Genomic DNA, 17,301 nt, shown 5'->3' with positions numbered 1-17,301 from the left:
GACAACTGCATATGGGGGTGTACTGGCTTCGATCTGGGCGTTCATCGCTCGGGAGAAGCGGGCCGTGATCCCGGATGTCACGTTAAACGCCGGACAACACACAAGCGCCAACGAAGAGTACGCGCTCGCTGCCTAAGCGGTAGCCGTCCCCCCCGGGACGTCTGCGACCGGGGGATGGGCGTCGTGAGCAGACTCACTCCGCCGGTTCGGCCTCGGGGCCGGCGGGGGACATCGCACCGAGGCTGGCCGATGGGAACTCTGCCGGTGGGAGCCCAGAGGCGAGATCTCACCGCCTGGCTGCGCCCGGAGAAGACCCGAGTGGTCGCCGAGAGACAGGGGTTCGAATCCCCTCACCTCCACCATCGACGCGCGACGATCCATCTCGTCCGCGACTCGTCTCACGCTCGCCGAGGGACCCCGAGGTGGTCGAAGATCACGTCGGCCTTCGTCGCGGCGGTGGCCGCTTCCTCGGCCCGGCCGGTCGCATCGAGCGAGCGGGCGAGTCCGGCGAGGGCGTGCGCCTGCTCGAATCGACCGCCCCAGGCCTCCCAGTCCGGGGCGAGCGAGCCGAAGCTCACGGCGGCCGTCTTCGCGTCCCCGCGAGCCTCGGTGAGCAGGGCGTGCGACGATGCCACGGCGAGTCGCGTGCGTCGCACGTGCACGGGTCGGTCGCCCACGATGCTCGTCGCCAGGTCGAGCCTGCTCGCCGTCAACAATGCGCGGACGACCTCGGGGAGGTACAGCTCCCGGTACTCCGTCGGCCCCCGGCTCGTCGCCACGTCGAACTCCTCGGCGAAGGCCACCGACCGCACGACGTCGCCCGCCGCGGCGTGCGCGTCGACGGCCACGACCAGTGCGGGCGCCAGCACCTGCAGGTCCTCGATCTGGCGGGCGACCGGCGTGAAGGTCTCGGCGAGCTCCACCGCGGCCTCCGCATCGCCGCGGTGAGCGAGCACCCGCGCCTTGTAGAGGTCGGTCACGGTGGCGAGCTGCGTGTCCCCGTGTGCAGCCGCCCATTCGGCGAGGTCGCTCGTCTCATCGAGCAGGTCGTCCCAGAGCCCCGCGTCGAACCGCAGCCAGAACCCCTCGGCGCGCGTCCACATGCCCTGCCCCTCGATGCCTCGGCGCCGGCAGAGATCGACCGTGGCGCGGTTCATCGGCAGGCCGGTCGCGGGTCCGTCCTCGAGGCCGACCCATTCGAGCAGATAGGAGTGCGACGTGACGATGTCGATCGCCACGCCGGACGCCTCGGCGACCTCGAGCGCCTTCCGGAGGTCTTCGACCCCCCCGAGGTCACCGGCCTCGCACCGAGCGTTCCCACGCAGATGCAGCGCCATCAGGGTCACCGACTCACTTCGCGGGAGCTCGAGGGCGCGCTCGGCCCAGCGCAGGGACTCTCGGGATCGACCGGCGAACATCTCGGCCTCCGCTCGGCAGGCGTAGAGCTCCGACAGCACCTCCCGGCCGTCGGGGTCGTCCTCGACGAGGGCGATGCCCTCCTCGAGGGCGCGGTGCGCGGCCCCGGTCTCGCCACGCAGGCCGAGCTGGAAGTAGATCCTCCGAAGCACGCGGGCGGCGAGACGGGGATCGCCCGCCTCCATCGCCTCCCGCTGGGCCGCCCGGTACTCCTCGAGCGCGGCTTCGCTCGTCATGCCACCGGAGCGCCATCCGAGGCTCGTCGCCGTGCGGCGGATGTCGGCGCGCTCGGTGCCGGGGGGCGCCAACGCGAGCGCCTGCCGGTAGTACCCGGCGGCACGGGCCGCGTCGAGCGACTGCTGCCGATCGCCGGCGAGCACGAGGTAGCGCAGGGCGGTTGCCTCGAGCTCGGGCAGCTCATCGTCGAGGCCTGCGGCCCGAGCCAGTTCGAGGGCTCGGGTGGCATGCGACGCGAGCAGGTCCGATCTCGAGGTCAGCCCCGCGTCCTGCACGGTGGCGAGCCACGTCGTCACGGCCCGATGCAGCCGCGACCGGGCTGCCCTGGGGAGGCGGCCGTACGCCACGTCGCGGATCAACGCGTGCGCGAACGAGAACTCGGCTTCCCCTTCGATCGCGCTCGTCGAGGAGCGCCTGATCAGACCCCGCCGTTGGAGGACGTGCACCGACGCGTCCAGATCCGAGGGGTCGGGCTCGAGCGCGACGAGCGCCCCCCGCCAGAAGCGGTCGCCGATCACCGAGGCGGCCTGGAGCAGCACACGCTCGGGGGCCTCGAGCGCGTCGAGGCGTGCCGCGATCAACGCTTGCACCGTGTCCGGCACCCCCACGCCCCCCGGGCCCGCAGGATCGGCGCCGATCGACCGACCTTCCTCCCCGCGGTCCTCCAGCATGTGCACGAACTCCCGGGCGTAGAGGGGGTTGCCCCCCGCGCGACGCAGGAGCGCGCCGCTCTCATCGGTCGACATCACCGATCGCAGCAGCAGCGAGCTGAGCAGCTCGGACATCTCGGGGTCGGTGAGCGGCGAGAGGGAGATCGTCGTCGCGTTCGCGACGCCCGCGGCCCAGCCCGGACGACGCGCGAACAGCTCTGGCCTGGCCGTACACACCAGGAACAACGGAACGTCGGGAGCGCGTTCCATGAGCCGCTCGAGGAACTCGAGCAAGGCGTCGTCGGCCCAGTGCAGGTCTTCGACGACGATCGTGAGGGGCGCGCGTTCCGACGCCGTCTCCAGGTAGCGCGCCCACGCGGTGAACGTCTCATCGACGTCGGCCGGTGTGTCGTCTTCGCTCGGCAAGCCGACGAGCGGGCGGAGGCGAGCGGCGAGCCAGTCCCGATCCTCGGCGTTCAGATCGAGACCGGCGAGCTCGGCGTCGAGACCGGCCCTCAGCGCCCCGCCCGCGGCGCTCGGCTGGATACCGGCGATCGAGCGCACCACCTCATCGAGCGCGGCGTAGGTGATCGACTCCCCGAACGGCCGGCACCGGCCACGATGCCAGCTGACGCCGTCGTGGGCCCGCAAGTGATCGTTCAGGTCGAGCACCAGGCGCGTCTTGCCGATGCCCGGCTCGCCCACGACCGTGACGAGCCGTGGGGTCCGGTCGCCGACCGTGCGCTCGAGCAGGTCGTGCAGCAGCTCCCGCTCGCGGACGCGGCCGACGAACGGGGGAGGGTCGTCCTCCTCCCGCTCGGGCGTGTCGGCGCGCACGGCGGTCGCCACGAACGCCGTGAGTGGCTCGGCCTTGCCCTTCACCCGGGTCGCCGGCAACGGCTCGTAGCCGACCACGTGACGGGTCGCCCGCTCCGTCGGTTCCCCGACGATCACCGAGCCCTGTGGCGCGAACGACTGCAGCCTCGAGGCGGTGTTGACGACGTCGCCGGCCACGCGTTCCCCGACGGTGGGGCCTTGCCCGAACGTGACCAGCGCCTCGCCCGTGTGCACCGCGATGCGCACGGGCAGGTTGCCCTCACGCACGCGGTCGCGGATCGCGAGGGCGGCCCGGACCGCTCGCTCGGGATCGTCCTCGTGGGCCATCGGGGCGCCGAACACGCCCATCGCGGCGTCGCCGATGAACTTGTCGAGCGTGCCGCCGAACCGCTCGATCTCCTCCTTCGCGACCGCGTGGAACGGCACCAGGATGCGCCGCACGTCCTCCGGGTCAGCCTGATCGCTGTGCTCGGTGAAGCCGGCGAGGTCGGCGAAGACGATCGTCACGAGCCGGCGCTCCTCGAGGGGCTGGCCGGCCGCGGTGGGGCCACCGAGCGGCGAGCCACAGGTCGGGCAGAAGCGGGCCTGCGTTGGCACCTCCGCCCCGCACGCCGTGCAACGCAGGCCGAGCGGAGTGCCGCAGCTGGCGCAGAAGCGTGCGTCGTCGTCGTTCGACGCTCGGCAGCTCGGACAGGGGATCGCCACGCGGCGAGTGTAGCCGCGGCGTCTCGATCGCCGGATGGGCGTGGCGAGCTCAGCTGGGCGAGATGTCGACGCGGCCTCCGGCCTCCGCGTTCACCGTCACCGTCGAGCCCGTCACGAGGGCCGGATCGGCCGAGACCACGACGGGGACCGCGATGCCGTACAGCTCCGCGGCGACGATCGCGCCGAGGGCCACGATCGCATCGGCCTCGCCGAGCACCACAGCGACGGGCGCGGTGCCGGCGCGGATCGCCTCGGCCAGCACGTACGAGCTCGAGCTCGATCCCCTGCCCGAGGGCATCACGAGCACCCTCCCGGCGAGCGACGCGCCGACCTGGGGATGGTGGGCGTCGATCAGCGCCCCCGACTCCGGGTCGAGGCCCCCCCAGAAGCTGAGCGGTTCGTCGAGGACAAGCACCTCGCCCGTGGCCATACCGGGCACGAGCGTCCGGGCGCCGGTCGTCGACGACTCACTCATCGCCCCACACCTTCCGGTCGCGGACGAGGTGGCCCGCTTCCGCCGAGTCGACACACTCATCGAGTGTGGCGATGGCGACGTCGAAGCCGAGGTTGCCTGGTGCGTACCACGCCCACTTGCCGGAGTTCGTGACGACCGGTGTGGCGGCCCGCTCGATGATCGGCGTGATGTAGGTGCACGTGTCGGTCACGATCGTGACGCCGGCCGCCGACAGGGCGTCGGCGACCGCCGGAACAGCAGCCAGCACGTCGCGGCCGGTGTTCACGTAGCACGGCACCGCGAGCCTGCGCCCTTCGACGAGTCCGGCGAGGCGCCGGAGTTCGGCCACCGAGCAGTGCGGCGTTCCCAGGCTCACGCTCCCGACGGCGGCGCCGACCTCCACGGTCGACAGCTCGTCGCGCGCCGCCCGCACGTCGGCGGGTCCGATCTCGAGATCGAGCACCGGCTCCGCGCCCCCGGTCGCCGCCTCCAGCGTCGGCGCCTCGGGCGTCACACCGGTCGCGTGGAACATCGCGACGGCGCCCGACGACGCCGCCGCTGCGCCGAAGGCCTTCAAGTGGTCTTCCGTGGTCGACAGCGGCAATCCCACGATCGCCGGCACCGCGTTCCCCGTGCGACGACCCACCAGGTGGCCGATCGCCGCGAACGCCGCCTCGTCGGCGAGCAACGGTGCGGGGAGCGTTCCGAGGCGGAACACCGTCCTCGCGAGTCGTTCCCCGTCCAGATGCAGGCCGGCCGCGGGTGCTCGCCCGGTGATCGCGCAGCAGATGTCGATGAAGTCGCCGTAGCGGCCGGTGCGGGCTCCGAGCACGGAGTTGGCGAAGACGATCGCGTTCGACTCGGCCCAGGCGACGTGCTCGCCGAGGGCCGGCCGCACTGCCAGCTGGTAGGGGGCGCACGTCCAGGTGGGACGGCACCCCATCGCCAGGTATGCGTCCATCAAGGCCCGGGCGTCCGCCACCGTCTCGCGGTCGAGGTGCACGAGCTCGGGGTGGAGCAGGTCGAGCGAGGAGACGTTGAGGGTCGTGGGGATCGCGACGCGGGCACCGCCGTCGGCGAGGCGCCTGGCGAAGTCCAGCCCAGCACGGCCGTGGTACAAGCAGCCGTCGATGTGCGCCGAGGACACCTCGAGCAGGTGCGGGGCGTCCATCGCCTCGGCCGTGCGGGCGAGGATGCGCATCGCGAGCTGCGCAGCGGCACCGCGCTCACCGTCGAGCGCCGCGAGATCGTCGTCGGAGAGGGAGAGCGAGCCGGGCACGCGCGCATCCTGTCACGCGAACGGCCCGTGTGTAACGCTGAGGCTCCCGGGTGCGACGGCGCCGTATCGGACCGAGCGAGGGAGGGGCCGTGACCGACCTGCGAGCTGTGATGCTGAACTGCACGCTGAAGTACGCCCCCGAGGTCTCCAACACCGAGGCGCTGATGCTGAAGGTGAAGGAGTGGTGGGACACGATGGACGTGCAGACCGAGATCGTCCGCGTCACCGACTACGACGTCCGCTTCGGGGTCAGCTCCGACGAGGGGAACGGCGATGAGTGGCCGCGCATCCTCGAGAAGGTGAAGGCCGCCGACATCATCTGTATCGGCACGCCGATCTGGTTCGGGGTGCGTGGATCGGTGGCCCAGTTGGTGATCGAGCGACTCGACGGCACCTACAACGAGCGCAACGAGGCCGGACAGTACCCGCTCTACAACAAGGTCGGTTGTGTCGTGGTCACCGGGAACGAGGACGGCGCCCACGCTGCCGCCGAGACGACCCTGTTCAACCTGTCGCACCTGGGCTGCGCGATCCCGCCGAACGCCGACACCTATTGGGTCGGTGACGCCGGGCCCGGTCCGAGCTATATCGAGGCGGGCGGGGAGCACCACGCGTACACGCAGCGCACGACGCGGTGGATGGCGCACAACACCGTGCACCTCGCGCGCATCCTGAGAGGCACGCCGATCCCGGCCGAGGGGAACACGTTCGACGAGGAGACCGATCACGGTCCGATGCACAACGGGTAGCCGACCGGCGCGGGTACGATGGCAACGTGACCCTCCGGATCGATGTCGTCAGCACGATCGTCACCCGTGACGACCCGGGGCAGGGTCCGACCGAGGTCCAGAACAACGTCTGGGTCGTGGGTGGCGCCAACGAGGTCGTCGTGGTGGACGCCTCGCACGACGCCGGTCCGATCGTTGACGCGGTCGCCGGGCGGCGTGTGACGGCGATCGCCTGCACGCATGGGCACTGGGACCACGTCGACGCCGCGTTCGATCTCCGTGACGCCGTCGATGCCCCGATCCTGCTGCATCCCGCCGACGCGCCCGTCTGGAAGCGCACCTGGCCGGATCGCGCACCCGACCGTGACCTCTCGGAGGGAGACCTGCTCGTGGCCGACGGCGTCGAGCTCCGGGTACTCCACACCCCGGGACACACCCCTGGGAGCGTCAGCTTCCACCACACCGCGAGCCACGATCTGTTCGACGGCGACACGTTGTTCCCGGGCGGCCCGGGTTCCACGGGTGACGAGCTCGGCGATTTCGAGGTGATCATCGCGTCGATCCGCGAGCGCATCCTCATCATGCCGCCCGAGACCGCCGTGCACCCGGGACACGGCGATCCCACGACGGTGGGCGCGGAGGCCCCGCACCTGCCCGAATGGATCGCACGCGGCTGGTAGTCCAGCGTAGACTAGATGAGGCCGGGCAAACCGTCCGGGTCGCCGTCCGCGTAGACGGTGTCGCCGTACCTCGCGAGGTCGCGATCGGCGAGCGACTCGAGGAACGTCGTGCCGAAGACGGCCGCGAACTCCTTCTGGTCGAGCAGGTCCTGCTCGACGGCGCTGCGCGGCACGTAGGCGCCGATGTTCTGCCGGTATCGGTAGTCGGCGAGCGAGGCAGCGACGTCCTCGATCGTGGCGCCGCCATTGTCGCGGAGCCGGTCGACGTTCAGGAAGACCTCCGAGGGTACGACGCTCTCGACCACGCCGGTCACGCCCGAGAACCGTGACTCGACGAAGCGCTCGAGCTGGATCGGGTCGAGCCGCACGCCGCCCACCGAGTCCGGCAGCGGGCACTGTCCGTGGTCGGCGGTCACGATCAACGCGTACTCGTCGGGGAAGCGTTCGTCGAGCATCATCCTCAGCCGCCCCAATTCTTCGTCGACCGCGCGCAGCTGCAGACCGGTCCATTTCGAGCCCATGCCGTAGACGTGGCCCGTGTAGTCCGGCGACTTGTAGGTCGTGGAGAGCAGGCCGGTCGCGCCGTCCCCGATCGGCTCGGAATCGAAGGCCGCTTCGATCACGTCGCCCTGATACCGCACGATCGGCGGGCGGCAGCACGGCGACTGTCGCCCGACGGGCGTGAAGTCGGAGTCCCAGCCCGGGTCGTCGAACTCGTCGAGATAGCGCTGGTAGTCGTCGGGGGTCGGCATCGACGCAGGGAGCCGGAACAGCTCGGGGTTGTGGGGTTGCCAGGTCGCCGTGCCGTCCTCGTCCCAGAAGACGCCGACCGGCAGGTCGTCAGCGGGACGGTCGCGTCCGCCGTACCCCATCATGCCGAGGTGCCAGACCTGATACCCGATCTGCCCGACCCACGCGTTCGTTTCCTCGTGCCAGAGGTCGGACAGGGTAGGGATCCAGATGTCGCCGGGCCGCGCCTTCCCCGGGGTGTCGTAGGCCTTGCGAACGACGCCCTGCTCGTCGCGGATATTGTGCCCGGTCACACCGTGACGGTTCGGGAAGGCGCCCGTGCCGATCGTGCCGTGGGCGCACGCGGTCACCGCGGGGAACGAACCCACGATCGCGTTGCGGAAGTTCGCGCTCTCGTCCATCAGCGCTCGCAGGTTCGGCCAATCGTCCGGGAAGGCCTTCAGCACGTTCCAGCCGCCTCCGTCGATCACGAACGTCACGACGACCCGCGGGGGCCTCGTCGATCCCGTGGCGCTCAGCGGCAGCGGCGAGCCGTCGCGGTCGTCGGGCCAGCCGTCGAACCCGATCAGCTGCGCGGTCGTCGGGGCGAGGTCGGCGAGCGTGACCCGTGCGTCGGAGTCGCTCGCGGCCACGAGGCCGGGTGCGTGCATGAGCAGCGGGATGCGTTCGAGGTACATCCACACGCTGGCGTGGCTCGTGCGCGGATCCTGCGGCACGAGCGAGAGCGACTCCTGCGGGTAGTTGGAGCTGTTGTAAGGAGCGAGCAGCAACTGAAGGTCACCGGAGCGTCGCGGGATGAACGTGCGCCGCACGAGCTCCAAGTACTCCGAGCCGAGGTCGGTCGCCATCGCCTCCTGGATCGGACGCGGGTCGGGGCGCCCGAGCTTGCGCGCCGCCCAGCCGATCGAGGGACCGGCGACCGCCCAGGCGAGCCCGCCCAGGCCGGCGGCGACGAGCAGGTGGCGCCTGCCGGGGTCGGCCTCGGCTCCGCCCCCACGGCCGTGGCCCAAGACGGTGATCGCGAGCCCCATCCCCAGCGTGATCAGGCCGACGATGACGCCGAGCACCCACGATCCGGCGATGCCGACGACGAGCCCGACGAGGCCGGCGAGGGCCGCGAACACGATCAGGGCACGGGTGTCAGAGCGTCGTTCCATCGGCGACTCCATGTTCCCAGAGGCGTGACGGGCGGCGCAGGAGGCGCGTATGGCGTTCCCGTTGCGACGGAAGGTGCGGCTAGGTGCGCTTGCGATCCAGCTCGAGGAAGGGCAGCGGCACGACGGTCGCGGCGACCTTGCCGCGCTCGCCCTCGACGCTCCACTCGACGCTGAGGCGTGTGCCGGGCTTCGCGTGGCCCTTGTCGACCGAGCCGAACCCCACCATCTTCTTGATCGTCGTGCCCCACGTGACCGAGGTGGCGCGACCGACCTGCTTCCCCTCCTTGTTGTAGACCGGCACCGGGTCGCGGTGCACGAAGGGGCTGATCGCGGGGGCGAGGCCGTGCTTCGCGTACATGGCCTCGATGCCGAGCCAGTCGAGCTCGACGCCGACGAGCCGCCGGGCGGGACCACCGGCCGCGTGCTCGGCACGCAGGGCCCGGCGACCGGTGAAGTCGGTGGCCTTGCCGAGGTCGACGAGCGGCTCGAAGCCGAGCTCGTAGGGCGAGTACTGCTGCTCGAGGGCGACGGCGTGGCGTGCGCTGGTGTACTCAGCCTCGATCAGGATCAGGCCGGCTTCCACGCGCGCGACGTCCATCGCGTTGATGCCGACGGGGAAGATGCCGGAGCGCTCGCCCACCTCGAAGATGCGGTCCCAGACGGGCAGCGCCTGGTCGGCAGCGATCCAGAGCTCGTATCCGCGGTCGCCGGTGTAGCCGGTGCGGGTGACGTCGACCGCGACGCCGGCGATCTCGGTCGTGCGGCGGCCGAAGTACTTCAGATCGGTCCAGTCGGCCCCGGTCGCGTCCTGCAGCACCTCGCGGCTCAGCCGTCCCTGCAGGGCGAGGGCGGCGGTGCGGTCGCTGATGTCGCCGATCTCGACGTCGAGCCCGGTCGCGTTCAGCATGAACCAGCGGTAGCAAGGGTCGGCGGCGGTGATGCGGTACGTGGTGTCGTCGAGGCGGGTGATCGTGCCGTCGTCGAGCACCTTTCCCTCCTCGTCGCACCACGGGGAGTAGACGACGCGGTCGACCCGCAGCTTCGTCATGTCGCGGGTCATCACCCGGTCGAGCAGGCGCTGCGCGTCGGAGCCGGAGATCTCGTACTTGTAGAGCGGGCTGATGTCGATTACCGCCGCCGCCTCGCGGATCGCGCTGTACTCGATGTCGTGGAAGTCGGCGTAGACGGGCACCGAGAAGTACCCGGACCACTCGCCCCAGGCCATCTTCGAGTTCAGCGCCTCCTGGCGCGGGAAGAACGCGGTGGGCACGCTCACGGGTGGACCTCCTCGGTGTTCTCGGGCGCACGGGAGACGCTCGACAGCGGGTAGGGTAGCCGACCGTCGCCGAGCCCCGGCACGGACCGGACTGACCTGAGGTCAAAGGGCCGTTGGTGTGCGTTCTGACCCCCGACTAGCATTGGCGACCGGCGACCCGGGCCGTGTTCGGGGACGCCCCGTTGACTTCGAGTCACCCAGGAGGCACCCCATGGCGAAGCGGTACGACGCGGTCGTGATCGGAGGCGGGCACAACGGCCTCGTCAACGCCGCCTACCTCGCGAAGGGCGGGCTGAACGTGCTCGTGCTCGAACGCCGGCACATCCTGGGCGGGGCCACCCTCACCGAGGAGATCGTGCCCGGGTTCAAGTTCTCGGTCTTCAGCTACGTCGTGTCGCTGCTGCGGCCCGAGATCATTCGCGACCTGCAGCTTCCCAAGCACGGGCTCGAGATCCTGCCGCTCGACGGCACGATCACGCCGCTCGAGGACGACTACCTCTGGCGCGTGAACGACCATGGCAAGAACGTGCGCGAGCTGCGGCGCTGGAGCCTGAACGATGCCGAGGTCTACGAGGAGTACGGCCAGCTGATGGCCGAGATGGGCCGGTTCATCAAGCCGATCCTGTCGATCGCGCCGCCCGACCCCGGGAAGATCACACCGGGCCACTGGCTGCCGCTCGGTCCGCTCGCGAAGGCGTTCAAGGACCTCCCGAAGAAGATGCAGTCCACGTTCATCCAGCTGATGACGATGAGCGCGGCCGACTTCCTCGACCAGTGGTTCGAGACCGAGCCGCTGAAGGCCACGATGAGCGCCTCGGGCATCATCGGCACGTTCCAGGGGCCTCGGTCACCCGGCACGGCCTACGTGCTGCTGCACCACTACATGGGCGAGATCGACGGCGCGTTCCGTGCGTGGGGTGTGCCGCGAGGCGGCACCGGGTCGGTGGCTTACGCGATCGCGAACAGCGCGCTCTCGCTCGGCGTGGAGATCCGCACCGAGGCGGGCGTCTCGCACATCAAGACCGCGGGCGAGCGCACCACCGGCGTCGTGCTCGAGTCTGGCGAGGAGATCGAGGCCGACGTCGTGATGAGCTCACTCGACTCCCGGCAGACGTTCATCAACCTGCTCGACGAGCACGACCTCGAGCCGTCGTTCCGCGACGAGGTGATGCGTTACAAGTACCGCGGCTCCAGCGGGAAGGTGAACCTCGCGCTGAGCGGGCTGCCAGAGCTCGCCTGCAAGCCGGGCGTCGGCCCGTGGCTGCGCGGCGCGATCTCGTTCTCGCCCTCGCTCGACTACATGGAGCGCGCCTACGACGACGCGAAGTACGGCCGTCCGTCGAAGCGCCCCTACATCGACTGCATCATGCCGACGCTCGTCGACCCGACGATGGCGCCCCCCGGCAAACACGTGATGAGCTGCTTCGTGCAGTACGCGCCCTACCACCTCGAGAACGGCGAGCGGTGGGACGACGAGAAGCGCGAAGCGTTCGGCCAGAACGTGATCGACACGCTCGAGGAGCGGTTCCCGAACATCCGGTCGCTGATCGAGGGCTCCCAGTTCGTGACGCCCAAGGACATCGAGGACATCACGGGGCTCTCCGAGGGAAACATCTTCGCCGGCGAACTCTCGCTCGAGCAGCTGTTCTTCAACCGGCCCGTGCCCGGCTGGGCGCGGTACGAGACGCCCGTGAAGGACCTGTGGATGTGTGGGTCTGCGACGCACCCGGGCGGGGGCATCATGGGTGCGCCGGGCATGATCGCGGCGCGCGAGTACCTGAAGCAGCGCAAGCGCGGAAGGAGGGCGGCGTAGTGGCGCTCACGCACCGAAGGGGGAGCGCAGGATGATGGCCCGCACCGACGTCGTCGTGATCGGGGGAGGCCACAACGGCTTGGTCGCCGCCGCCTACCTGGCGAAGGCGGGCAGGACGGTTACGCTGCTCGAGGCGGCGCCCGAGGTCGGAGGCGTCCTGCGGACCACCTCGCCCGCCGAGGGCGTCACCGCGCCCGGTCTCGCCCACACGGTGGGCCGCCTGCGCGCGTCGGTCGTGAAGGACCTGCAGCTGTCGTCGTTCGGGTTCGAGGCGATCACGCCCGCGGTGCGGTTGTTCGCCCCCCAACCCGACGGCTCGGCCGTCACGTTCTGGGGCGACCCGGCACGTACCGCGAGCGAGCTGCGTGACCGCAACACCCACGACGCCGATGCGTTCGGAGGGTTCGACGCCAAGGTGCGTGCGATCGCGAGCTTCCTCGCCTACGTCAACGTCGCCACCCCGCCCGACGCGAAGTCGCCGTCGATCGCCGACGCGATGATGGGGCTGAAGCTCGGGAAGGCCTTCCGCGACCTGGGTGGCAAGGCCGGGCGCGAGGCGATCCGGGCGTTGCCGATGGCCGTCGCCGACCTCGTGCAGGAGGTCTTCGAGGACGAGGCCGTGCGCGGACCGCTCACGACCCGTGGCGTGCTCTACACGGCGATGGGCCCGTGGGCGACCGGCACCGCGGCCGTGTTCTTGAACGACTCTGCCGGCACCGACGGGGGCGCGGCCGGCACGACGGTGTTCGCGCGCGGCGGCACCGGCGCCCTCGCGAGCGCGCTCGAGGCTGCCGCGAAGGCGCAGGGGGTCGACGTGCGCACGGGCGCCGAAGTCGTCGCGATCCGCTCGAAGGACGGCCGCGTCCGCGGGGTCACGCTCGCCGACGGCTCGGAACTCGATGCGACGCTCGTCGTGTCGGCCGCCGACCCGAAGCGCACCCTGCGCCTGTGCGATCCGGTGGCGCTGAACCCCTACGAGGTCTGGCGCGCCGAGAACATCCGCCAGCCCGGCTCGACCGCCAAGGTCAACCTCGTGCTGTCGGACCTGCCGTCGTTCAACGGCGGCGACGACGTCGAGCGGCTGAAGGGCCGCATCGTCGTGGGCCTGTCGATCGATCACGTCGAGCAGGCGATGGACGCGAACAAGTACGGGCACGTCGCCGAGGACCCGATGCTCGAGGCGACCATCCCCACCCTCGTCGACCCGTCGCTCGCCCCCGAGGGCAAGCACGTGATGTCGGTGCTGTTCCAGGCGGCGCCGCGGAAGCTCCGCGACAGGGACTGGGCCTCCGAACGCGACGGCGTCGCCGACATCGCCGTGAAGTCGATGGAACGCTTCGCCCCCGGCCTCGGCGAGCTCGTCGAGGCGCGAGAGGTGATCACGCCCGAGGACATGGAGACCGACTACGGGCTCACCGGCGGCCACGTGTACCACGCGGAGCCCGGACTCGACCAGTACTTCGCCTGGCGTCCGTTGAACGGGGAAGCGCGCTATCGCCTGCAGATCGACGGGCTGTACCTCGCCGGATCGGGCGCGCATCCCGGGGGCGGCATCACCGGCGGCCCCGGGGCGAACGCCGCCCGCCAGATCCTCGCGGACACGAAGTAGGGGCTCGCCGTCGCGAGCGCCGCCGCGGGTAGCGCGTGCGACCGACCGTCCTTTCACCTACGGATTCGCCGGCGTGACGTGCGTGCCGATCGTCCGCTCGTTGGACGGTGCCGAGCGGCGCCACTAGGGTCGATCGAACGATGATCTCGCTCGAGCACGTCGAGAAGCGTTACCCCGGAACGACCGTCCCGGCCGTCGGCGACCTCACCCTCGAGATCGACGAGGGCGAGACCGTCGCGCTCGTCGGGCCGTCCGGTTGCGGCAAGACCACGACGCTCAAGATGATCAACCGGCTGATCGAGCCGACCGGCGGGAAGATCGTGCTGGACGGCACGAACGTGCTCGAACAGGACCCGGTGCTGCTTCGCCGGGGCATCGGCTACGTGATCCAGCACACCGGATTGCTGCCACATCGCACGATCCGCCAGAACATCGCGACGGTGCCGCATCTCGTCGGCTGGGACGGCGCTCGCACCGACGCCCGCATCGACGAGCTGCTCGAGATCTTCGGCCTCGACCGCGAGTTGCTCGATCGATATCCGGCCGAGCTCTCAGGTGGCCAGCGTCAGCGGGTGGGCGTGGCCCGCGCGCTCGCCGCCGATCCGCCCGTGATGCTGATGGACGAGCCGTTCGCCGCCGTCGATCCGATCGTGCGGGGGAGGCTGCAGGACCAATTCCTCGACATCCAGGCGCGCCTGCGGAAGACGATCGTCTTCGTGACCCACGACGTCGACGAGGCGATCAAGCTCAGCGACCGCATGGCGATCCTGAACATCGGCGGGGTGCTCGAGCAGTTCGCGCCGCCCGAGACCGTCCTGCGGGAGCCCGCGAACGACTTCGTGCGCGAGTTCGTGGGGGCCGAGCGGGGCCTGAAGCGACTCGCTCTCATCAAGGTCGGCGACATCGAGGTGGAGGCCGGCCCGGTCCTTCCTCCCGGCGCGAGCGCCGACGAGGCCCGGCGGGCCATCGATGCGGCCGGCTTCGGATGGGTCAGCGTGGTCGACGACGGCGAGCTGCTCGGTTGGGTCGACCACCACGCCCTGGAGGGACGCGCCACGGTGGGTGAGGCGACGCCGAAGCGGTTCAGCGCGTACGTGACGGCCCGCGATTCCTTGCGCCAGGCCCTTGACTCGATCGTCACCTCCCGGACCGCCGTCGCCGTCGTCGTCACCGAGGGCCAGCACTACCGGGGGATCCTGACGCTCGAGCGCATCTCGAAGGAGATCGTCGCGTGAACGACTTCGCCGCCGCCATGTGGGGGTCCCTCGCCCAGCAGGACACCGAGCCGCTGATCCGCTGGATCTGGATCTCCGACCATGTCGACGAGATCGTTAGCCGCGGATTGCAGCACGTGTACCTCACCGTGGTGACGGTGGTGATCGGGTTCTTGATCGCGTTCCCGGCAGCCGTCTACGCGTCGCGACACCGGTGGGCGGTCTCGCCGATCACATCGATCTCCGGGGTCCTGTACACGATCCCGGCGTTCGCGTTCATCTTCCTGCTCCTGCCGATCACCGGTCTTTCGCTCACGACGGTGGTGATCCCGCTGATCGCATACAGCCTGCTGATCCTCTTCCGGAACACGCTCGCGGGGCTGGATTCCGTGGAGGCGGAGGTCAAGGAAGCCGCCGTCGGCATGGGGCTGTCGAAGCGGCAGCTGCTGTGGCGGGTGGAGGTGCCGCTCGCGATGCCGGTGATCATCGCGGGCCTGCGCATCGCGACGGTGAGTTCGATCGCGCTGATCACGATCGCGGCGTTGATCGGTCGCGGCGGGTTCGGACAGTTCATCCTCGACGGTCTGAACACGTTCTTCTGGACGCCCCTGATCGTGGGCGTCGTGCTCTCCGTCGCGTTGGCGTTCGCCGCCGATCTGCTGCTGCTCGGCCTGCAGCGGCTCGCGACGCCGTGGGCGCAGGCATCCGGCGTGAGGGCGGTGGCGACGTGAACGGGCTGCTCGAGGGCCTGCGGTGGCTCGTCGACCCGGCGAACTGGTCGGGGATCGACGGCATCCCGACTCGGGTCTGGGAGCACGTGCAGCTCTCGGTGATCGCGCTGGCGTTCGCGACGCTGATCGCCGTCCCGGTCGGCCTGTGGATCGGGCACACGAGGCGAGGGCGATTCTGGACGGTGCAGTTCGCGAACGTCGGGCGCTCGATCCCGTCGCTCGCCGTCCTGTCGATCATGTTCCTGATCGCGGTGAAGGAGTTCCCGACGCTCGCGTTCGGATTCCTGCCGACGATCGTCGCTCTGACGCTACTGGGGATCCCGGTGATCTTGATCAACACGTACGTGGGCATCCAGCAGGTCGACCCCGACTCGGTGGAGGCAGCGAAGGGCATGGGCATGAGCGGGAGACAGGTGCTCTGGACGCTCGAGGTGCCTCTCGCGATGCCGTTGATCATGACCGGCCTGCGGCTCGCGGCCGTGCAGATCGTGGCGACGGCGGGGCTCGCGGCCCTGATCGCCGGGGGAGGGCTCGGTCGCTACATCGTCGACGGGTTCGCGCTGCGCGAGAACGACAGGATCGTCGCCGGCGCGATCCTCGTCGCGGTGCTCTCCCTGATCACGGACGCCGTCTTCACGCTGCTCTCGAGGGTCACGTCGCCGAAGCTCAGCTCAGAGCCCGGGAAGGTTCGCGCGTAACGTTCGGTTCCTTGCCGTCACTGACCTGCACCCTTCGCAGGAAGACACGCACCGTTGATACGGTGCTCGATGTCCACCGTCGGGGAGATGGACACCCCATGACCGGATGGAGGGGTACCCATGCGGAAGCACCGCATGTTCGTCCTCGGGGCGGGCCTCCTGGCGCTGTCGCTGTTCGCGGCCGCGTGCGGGGACTCGGGTGGGGACGGCGCGGGCGACGGCGCCACCGACACGGCGAGCGCCGAGCCCAAGGGCGAGATCGTCGTCGGTGTGTCCGGCGCGTTCGCCGAGAACCAGGTCGTCGCCGAGATGTATGCCCAGGTCCTCGAGGCCAACGGATGGACCGTGACGCGTGAACTCGACATCGCCGACCGAGCGGTCGGCAACGAGGCGCTCGCGGCCGGCGAGATCGACCTCAAGCCCGAGTACACCGGCTTCGACCTGCCGCTGTACGACGAGAAAGCGCCGACGAACGGCGATCCTGAGGCCGTCGCGGACGCGCTGACCGCCGCGCTCGAGCCCGAGGGCCTCGTCACCTATGCGATCTCACCCGCCAACAGCACGAACGTGTTCGTGACGACGCCCGAGACGGCCGAGGCGAACTCCCTCACCGACATGAGCAGCCTCGCGCCGGTCGCCGGCGATCTGTCGCTCGGAGGACCCGCCGACTGCCCGAAGGCCGCGTTCTGCGTGCCGGGCCTCGAGGAGACGTACGGCGTGACCTTCGCGGAGTTCAAGCCGCTCGACTTCGGCGGGCCCAAGACGGTCGCCGCGGTCGACAGTGGAGCGGTCGACGTCGGTGTGCTGTTCTCGCTCGATCCCACGATCCAGGACAAGGGCTACGTGGTGCTGACCGACAACGAGAACCTGCAGGCGAACGGGAACTTCATCCCGGTCGTGCGCGAGGAGGTCGCGAGCGACGAGCTGGGGGCGCTGCTCGACAGCGTGACCACGACGCTCACCGACGAGAACATGCGCGAGATGGTGGGGCAGATCCAGAACGACAAGCGCGACGTGTCAGACGTCGCCGAGGAGTACCTGACCGGGGCGGGCATCCTGTAGCGTTC

At 70.2% G+C, this 17,301-nt stretch carries 13 protein-coding genes and 1 other RNA gene; 9 read left to right on the top strand and 5 right to left on the bottom strand.

Translation table 11 applies throughout. From position 1 onward, the window contains the following. The first annotated feature begins 13 nt into the window (after positions 1 to 13). Positions 14 to 362, top strand: a transfer-messenger RNA (tmRNA) gene (gene ssrA / locus VFI59_13535). 36 nt (positions 363 to 398) lie between these two features. Here ssrA and VFI59_13530 read toward each other — a convergent pair. From VFI59_13530 to VFI59_13520, 3 genes are read right to left on the bottom strand one after another with little or no spacing between them, the layout of a single operon-like run. Next, positions 399 to 3,845, bottom strand: a complete 3,447-nt coding sequence (locus VFI59_13530; GenBank protein ID HET6714717.1) for an AAA family ATPase — start codon at positions 3,843 to 3,845, stop codon at positions 399 to 401. Positions 3,846 to 3,894: 49 nt separating this feature from the next. After that, on the bottom strand, positions 3,895 to 4,320 hold the full coding sequence (locus VFI59_13525; protein ID HET6714716.1) for a DUF126 domain-containing protein: 426 nt from the start codon (positions 4,318 to 4,320) through the stop codon (positions 3,895 to 3,897). Further along, on the bottom strand, positions 4,313 to 5,578 hold the full coding sequence (locus VFI59_13520; GenBank protein HET6714715.1) for an aconitase X catalytic domain-containing protein: 1,266 nt from the start codon (positions 5,576 to 5,578) through the stop codon (positions 4,313 to 4,315). Before VFI59_13520 ends, VFI59_13525 begins: the two co-directional genes overlap by 8 nt. Before the next feature lie 110 nt (positions 5,579 to 5,688). On the opposite strand from VFI59_13520, the gene VFI59_13515 reads away from it, so the two are divergent. Next, positions 5,689 to 6,327, top strand: a complete 639-nt coding sequence (locus VFI59_13515) for a flavodoxin family protein (protein ID HET6714714.1) — start codon at positions 5,689 to 5,691, stop codon at positions 6,325 to 6,327. Between the two features lie 26 nt (positions 6,328 to 6,353). Beyond that, positions 6,354 to 6,986, top strand: coding sequence for an MBL fold metallo-hydrolase (locus VFI59_13510; GenBank protein HET6714713.1), 633 nt, complete (start codon positions 6,354 to 6,356; stop codon positions 6,984 to 6,986). An 11-nt stretch (positions 6,987 to 6,997) separates the two neighbouring features. On the opposite strand, the gene VFI59_13505 is transcribed toward VFI59_13510, so the two are convergent. Both VFI59_13505 and VFI59_13500 read right to left on the bottom strand, forming a co-directional pair. Further along, positions 6,998 to 8,893 (bottom strand): alkaline phosphatase family protein, encoded by a 1,896-nt coding sequence (locus VFI59_13505; protein HET6714712.1) that lies wholly within the window; start codon positions 8,891 to 8,893, stop codon positions 6,998 to 7,000. A gap of 79 nt (positions 8,894 to 8,972) precedes the next feature. Then, on the bottom strand, positions 8,973 to 10,169 hold the full coding sequence (locus tag VFI59_13500; GenBank protein ID HET6714711.1) for an aminomethyltransferase family protein: 1,197 nt from the start codon (positions 10,167 to 10,169) through the stop codon (positions 8,973 to 8,975). A 211-nt stretch (positions 10,170 to 10,380) separates the two neighbouring features. On the opposite strand from VFI59_13500, the gene VFI59_13495 reads away from it, so the two are divergent. The 6 genes from VFI59_13495 to VFI59_13470 all read left to right on the top strand — a co-directional run bounded on the left by VFI59_13495 (position 10,381) and on the right by VFI59_13470 (position 17,296). Further along, positions 10,381 to 11,982 carry an NAD(P)/FAD-dependent oxidoreductase gene (locus tag VFI59_13495; GenBank protein HET6714710.1) on the top strand — a complete coding sequence of 534 codons (1,602 nt, stop codon included), beginning with the start codon at positions 10,381 to 10,383 and terminating at the stop codon, positions 11,980 to 11,982. 31 nt (positions 11,983 to 12,013) lie between these two features. After that, a complete protein-coding gene (locus VFI59_13490) occupies positions 12,014 to 13,591 on the top strand; it encodes an NAD(P)/FAD-dependent oxidoreductase (GenBank protein ID HET6714709.1) in 1,578 nt (525 codons plus the stop codon). A gap of 140 nt (positions 13,592 to 13,731) precedes the next feature. Continuing rightward, positions 13,732 to 14,826: an ABC transporter ATP-binding protein gene (locus tag VFI59_13485; GenBank protein ID HET6714708.1), complete on the top strand. Its 1,095-nt coding sequence runs from the start codon at positions 13,732 to 13,734 to the stop codon at positions 14,824 to 14,826. Beyond that, a complete protein-coding gene (locus VFI59_13480; protein HET6714707.1) occupies positions 14,823 to 15,536 on the top strand; it encodes an ABC transporter permease in 714 nt (237 codons plus the stop codon). Before VFI59_13485 ends, VFI59_13480 begins: the two co-directional genes overlap by 4 nt. Beyond that, the gene (locus tag VFI59_13475; protein HET6714706.1) at positions 15,497 to 16,234 is read left to right on the top strand and encodes an ABC transporter permease; all 738 of its coding nucleotides are present in this window, start codon (positions 15,497 to 15,499) and stop codon (positions 16,232 to 16,234) included. The genes VFI59_13480 and VFI59_13475 overlap by 40 nt, the downstream gene beginning before the upstream one ends. Before the next feature lie 120 nt (positions 16,235 to 16,354). Further along, on the top strand, positions 16,355 to 17,296 hold the full coding sequence (locus VFI59_13470) for an ABC transporter substrate-binding protein (GenBank protein ID HET6714705.1): 942 nt from the start codon (positions 16,355 to 16,357) through the stop codon (positions 17,294 to 17,296). Positions 17,297 to 17,301 lie beyond the last annotated feature (5 nt).

The sequence above is a fragment of the Actinomycetota bacterium genome, from assembly GCA_035697485.1.
GTDB lineage: Bacteria > Actinomycetota > UBA4738 > UBA4738 > HRBIN12 > JAOUEA01.
Note: the sequence above shows the minus strand (reverse complement) of the source record. Positions and strands in the feature narration are given on the sequence as shown.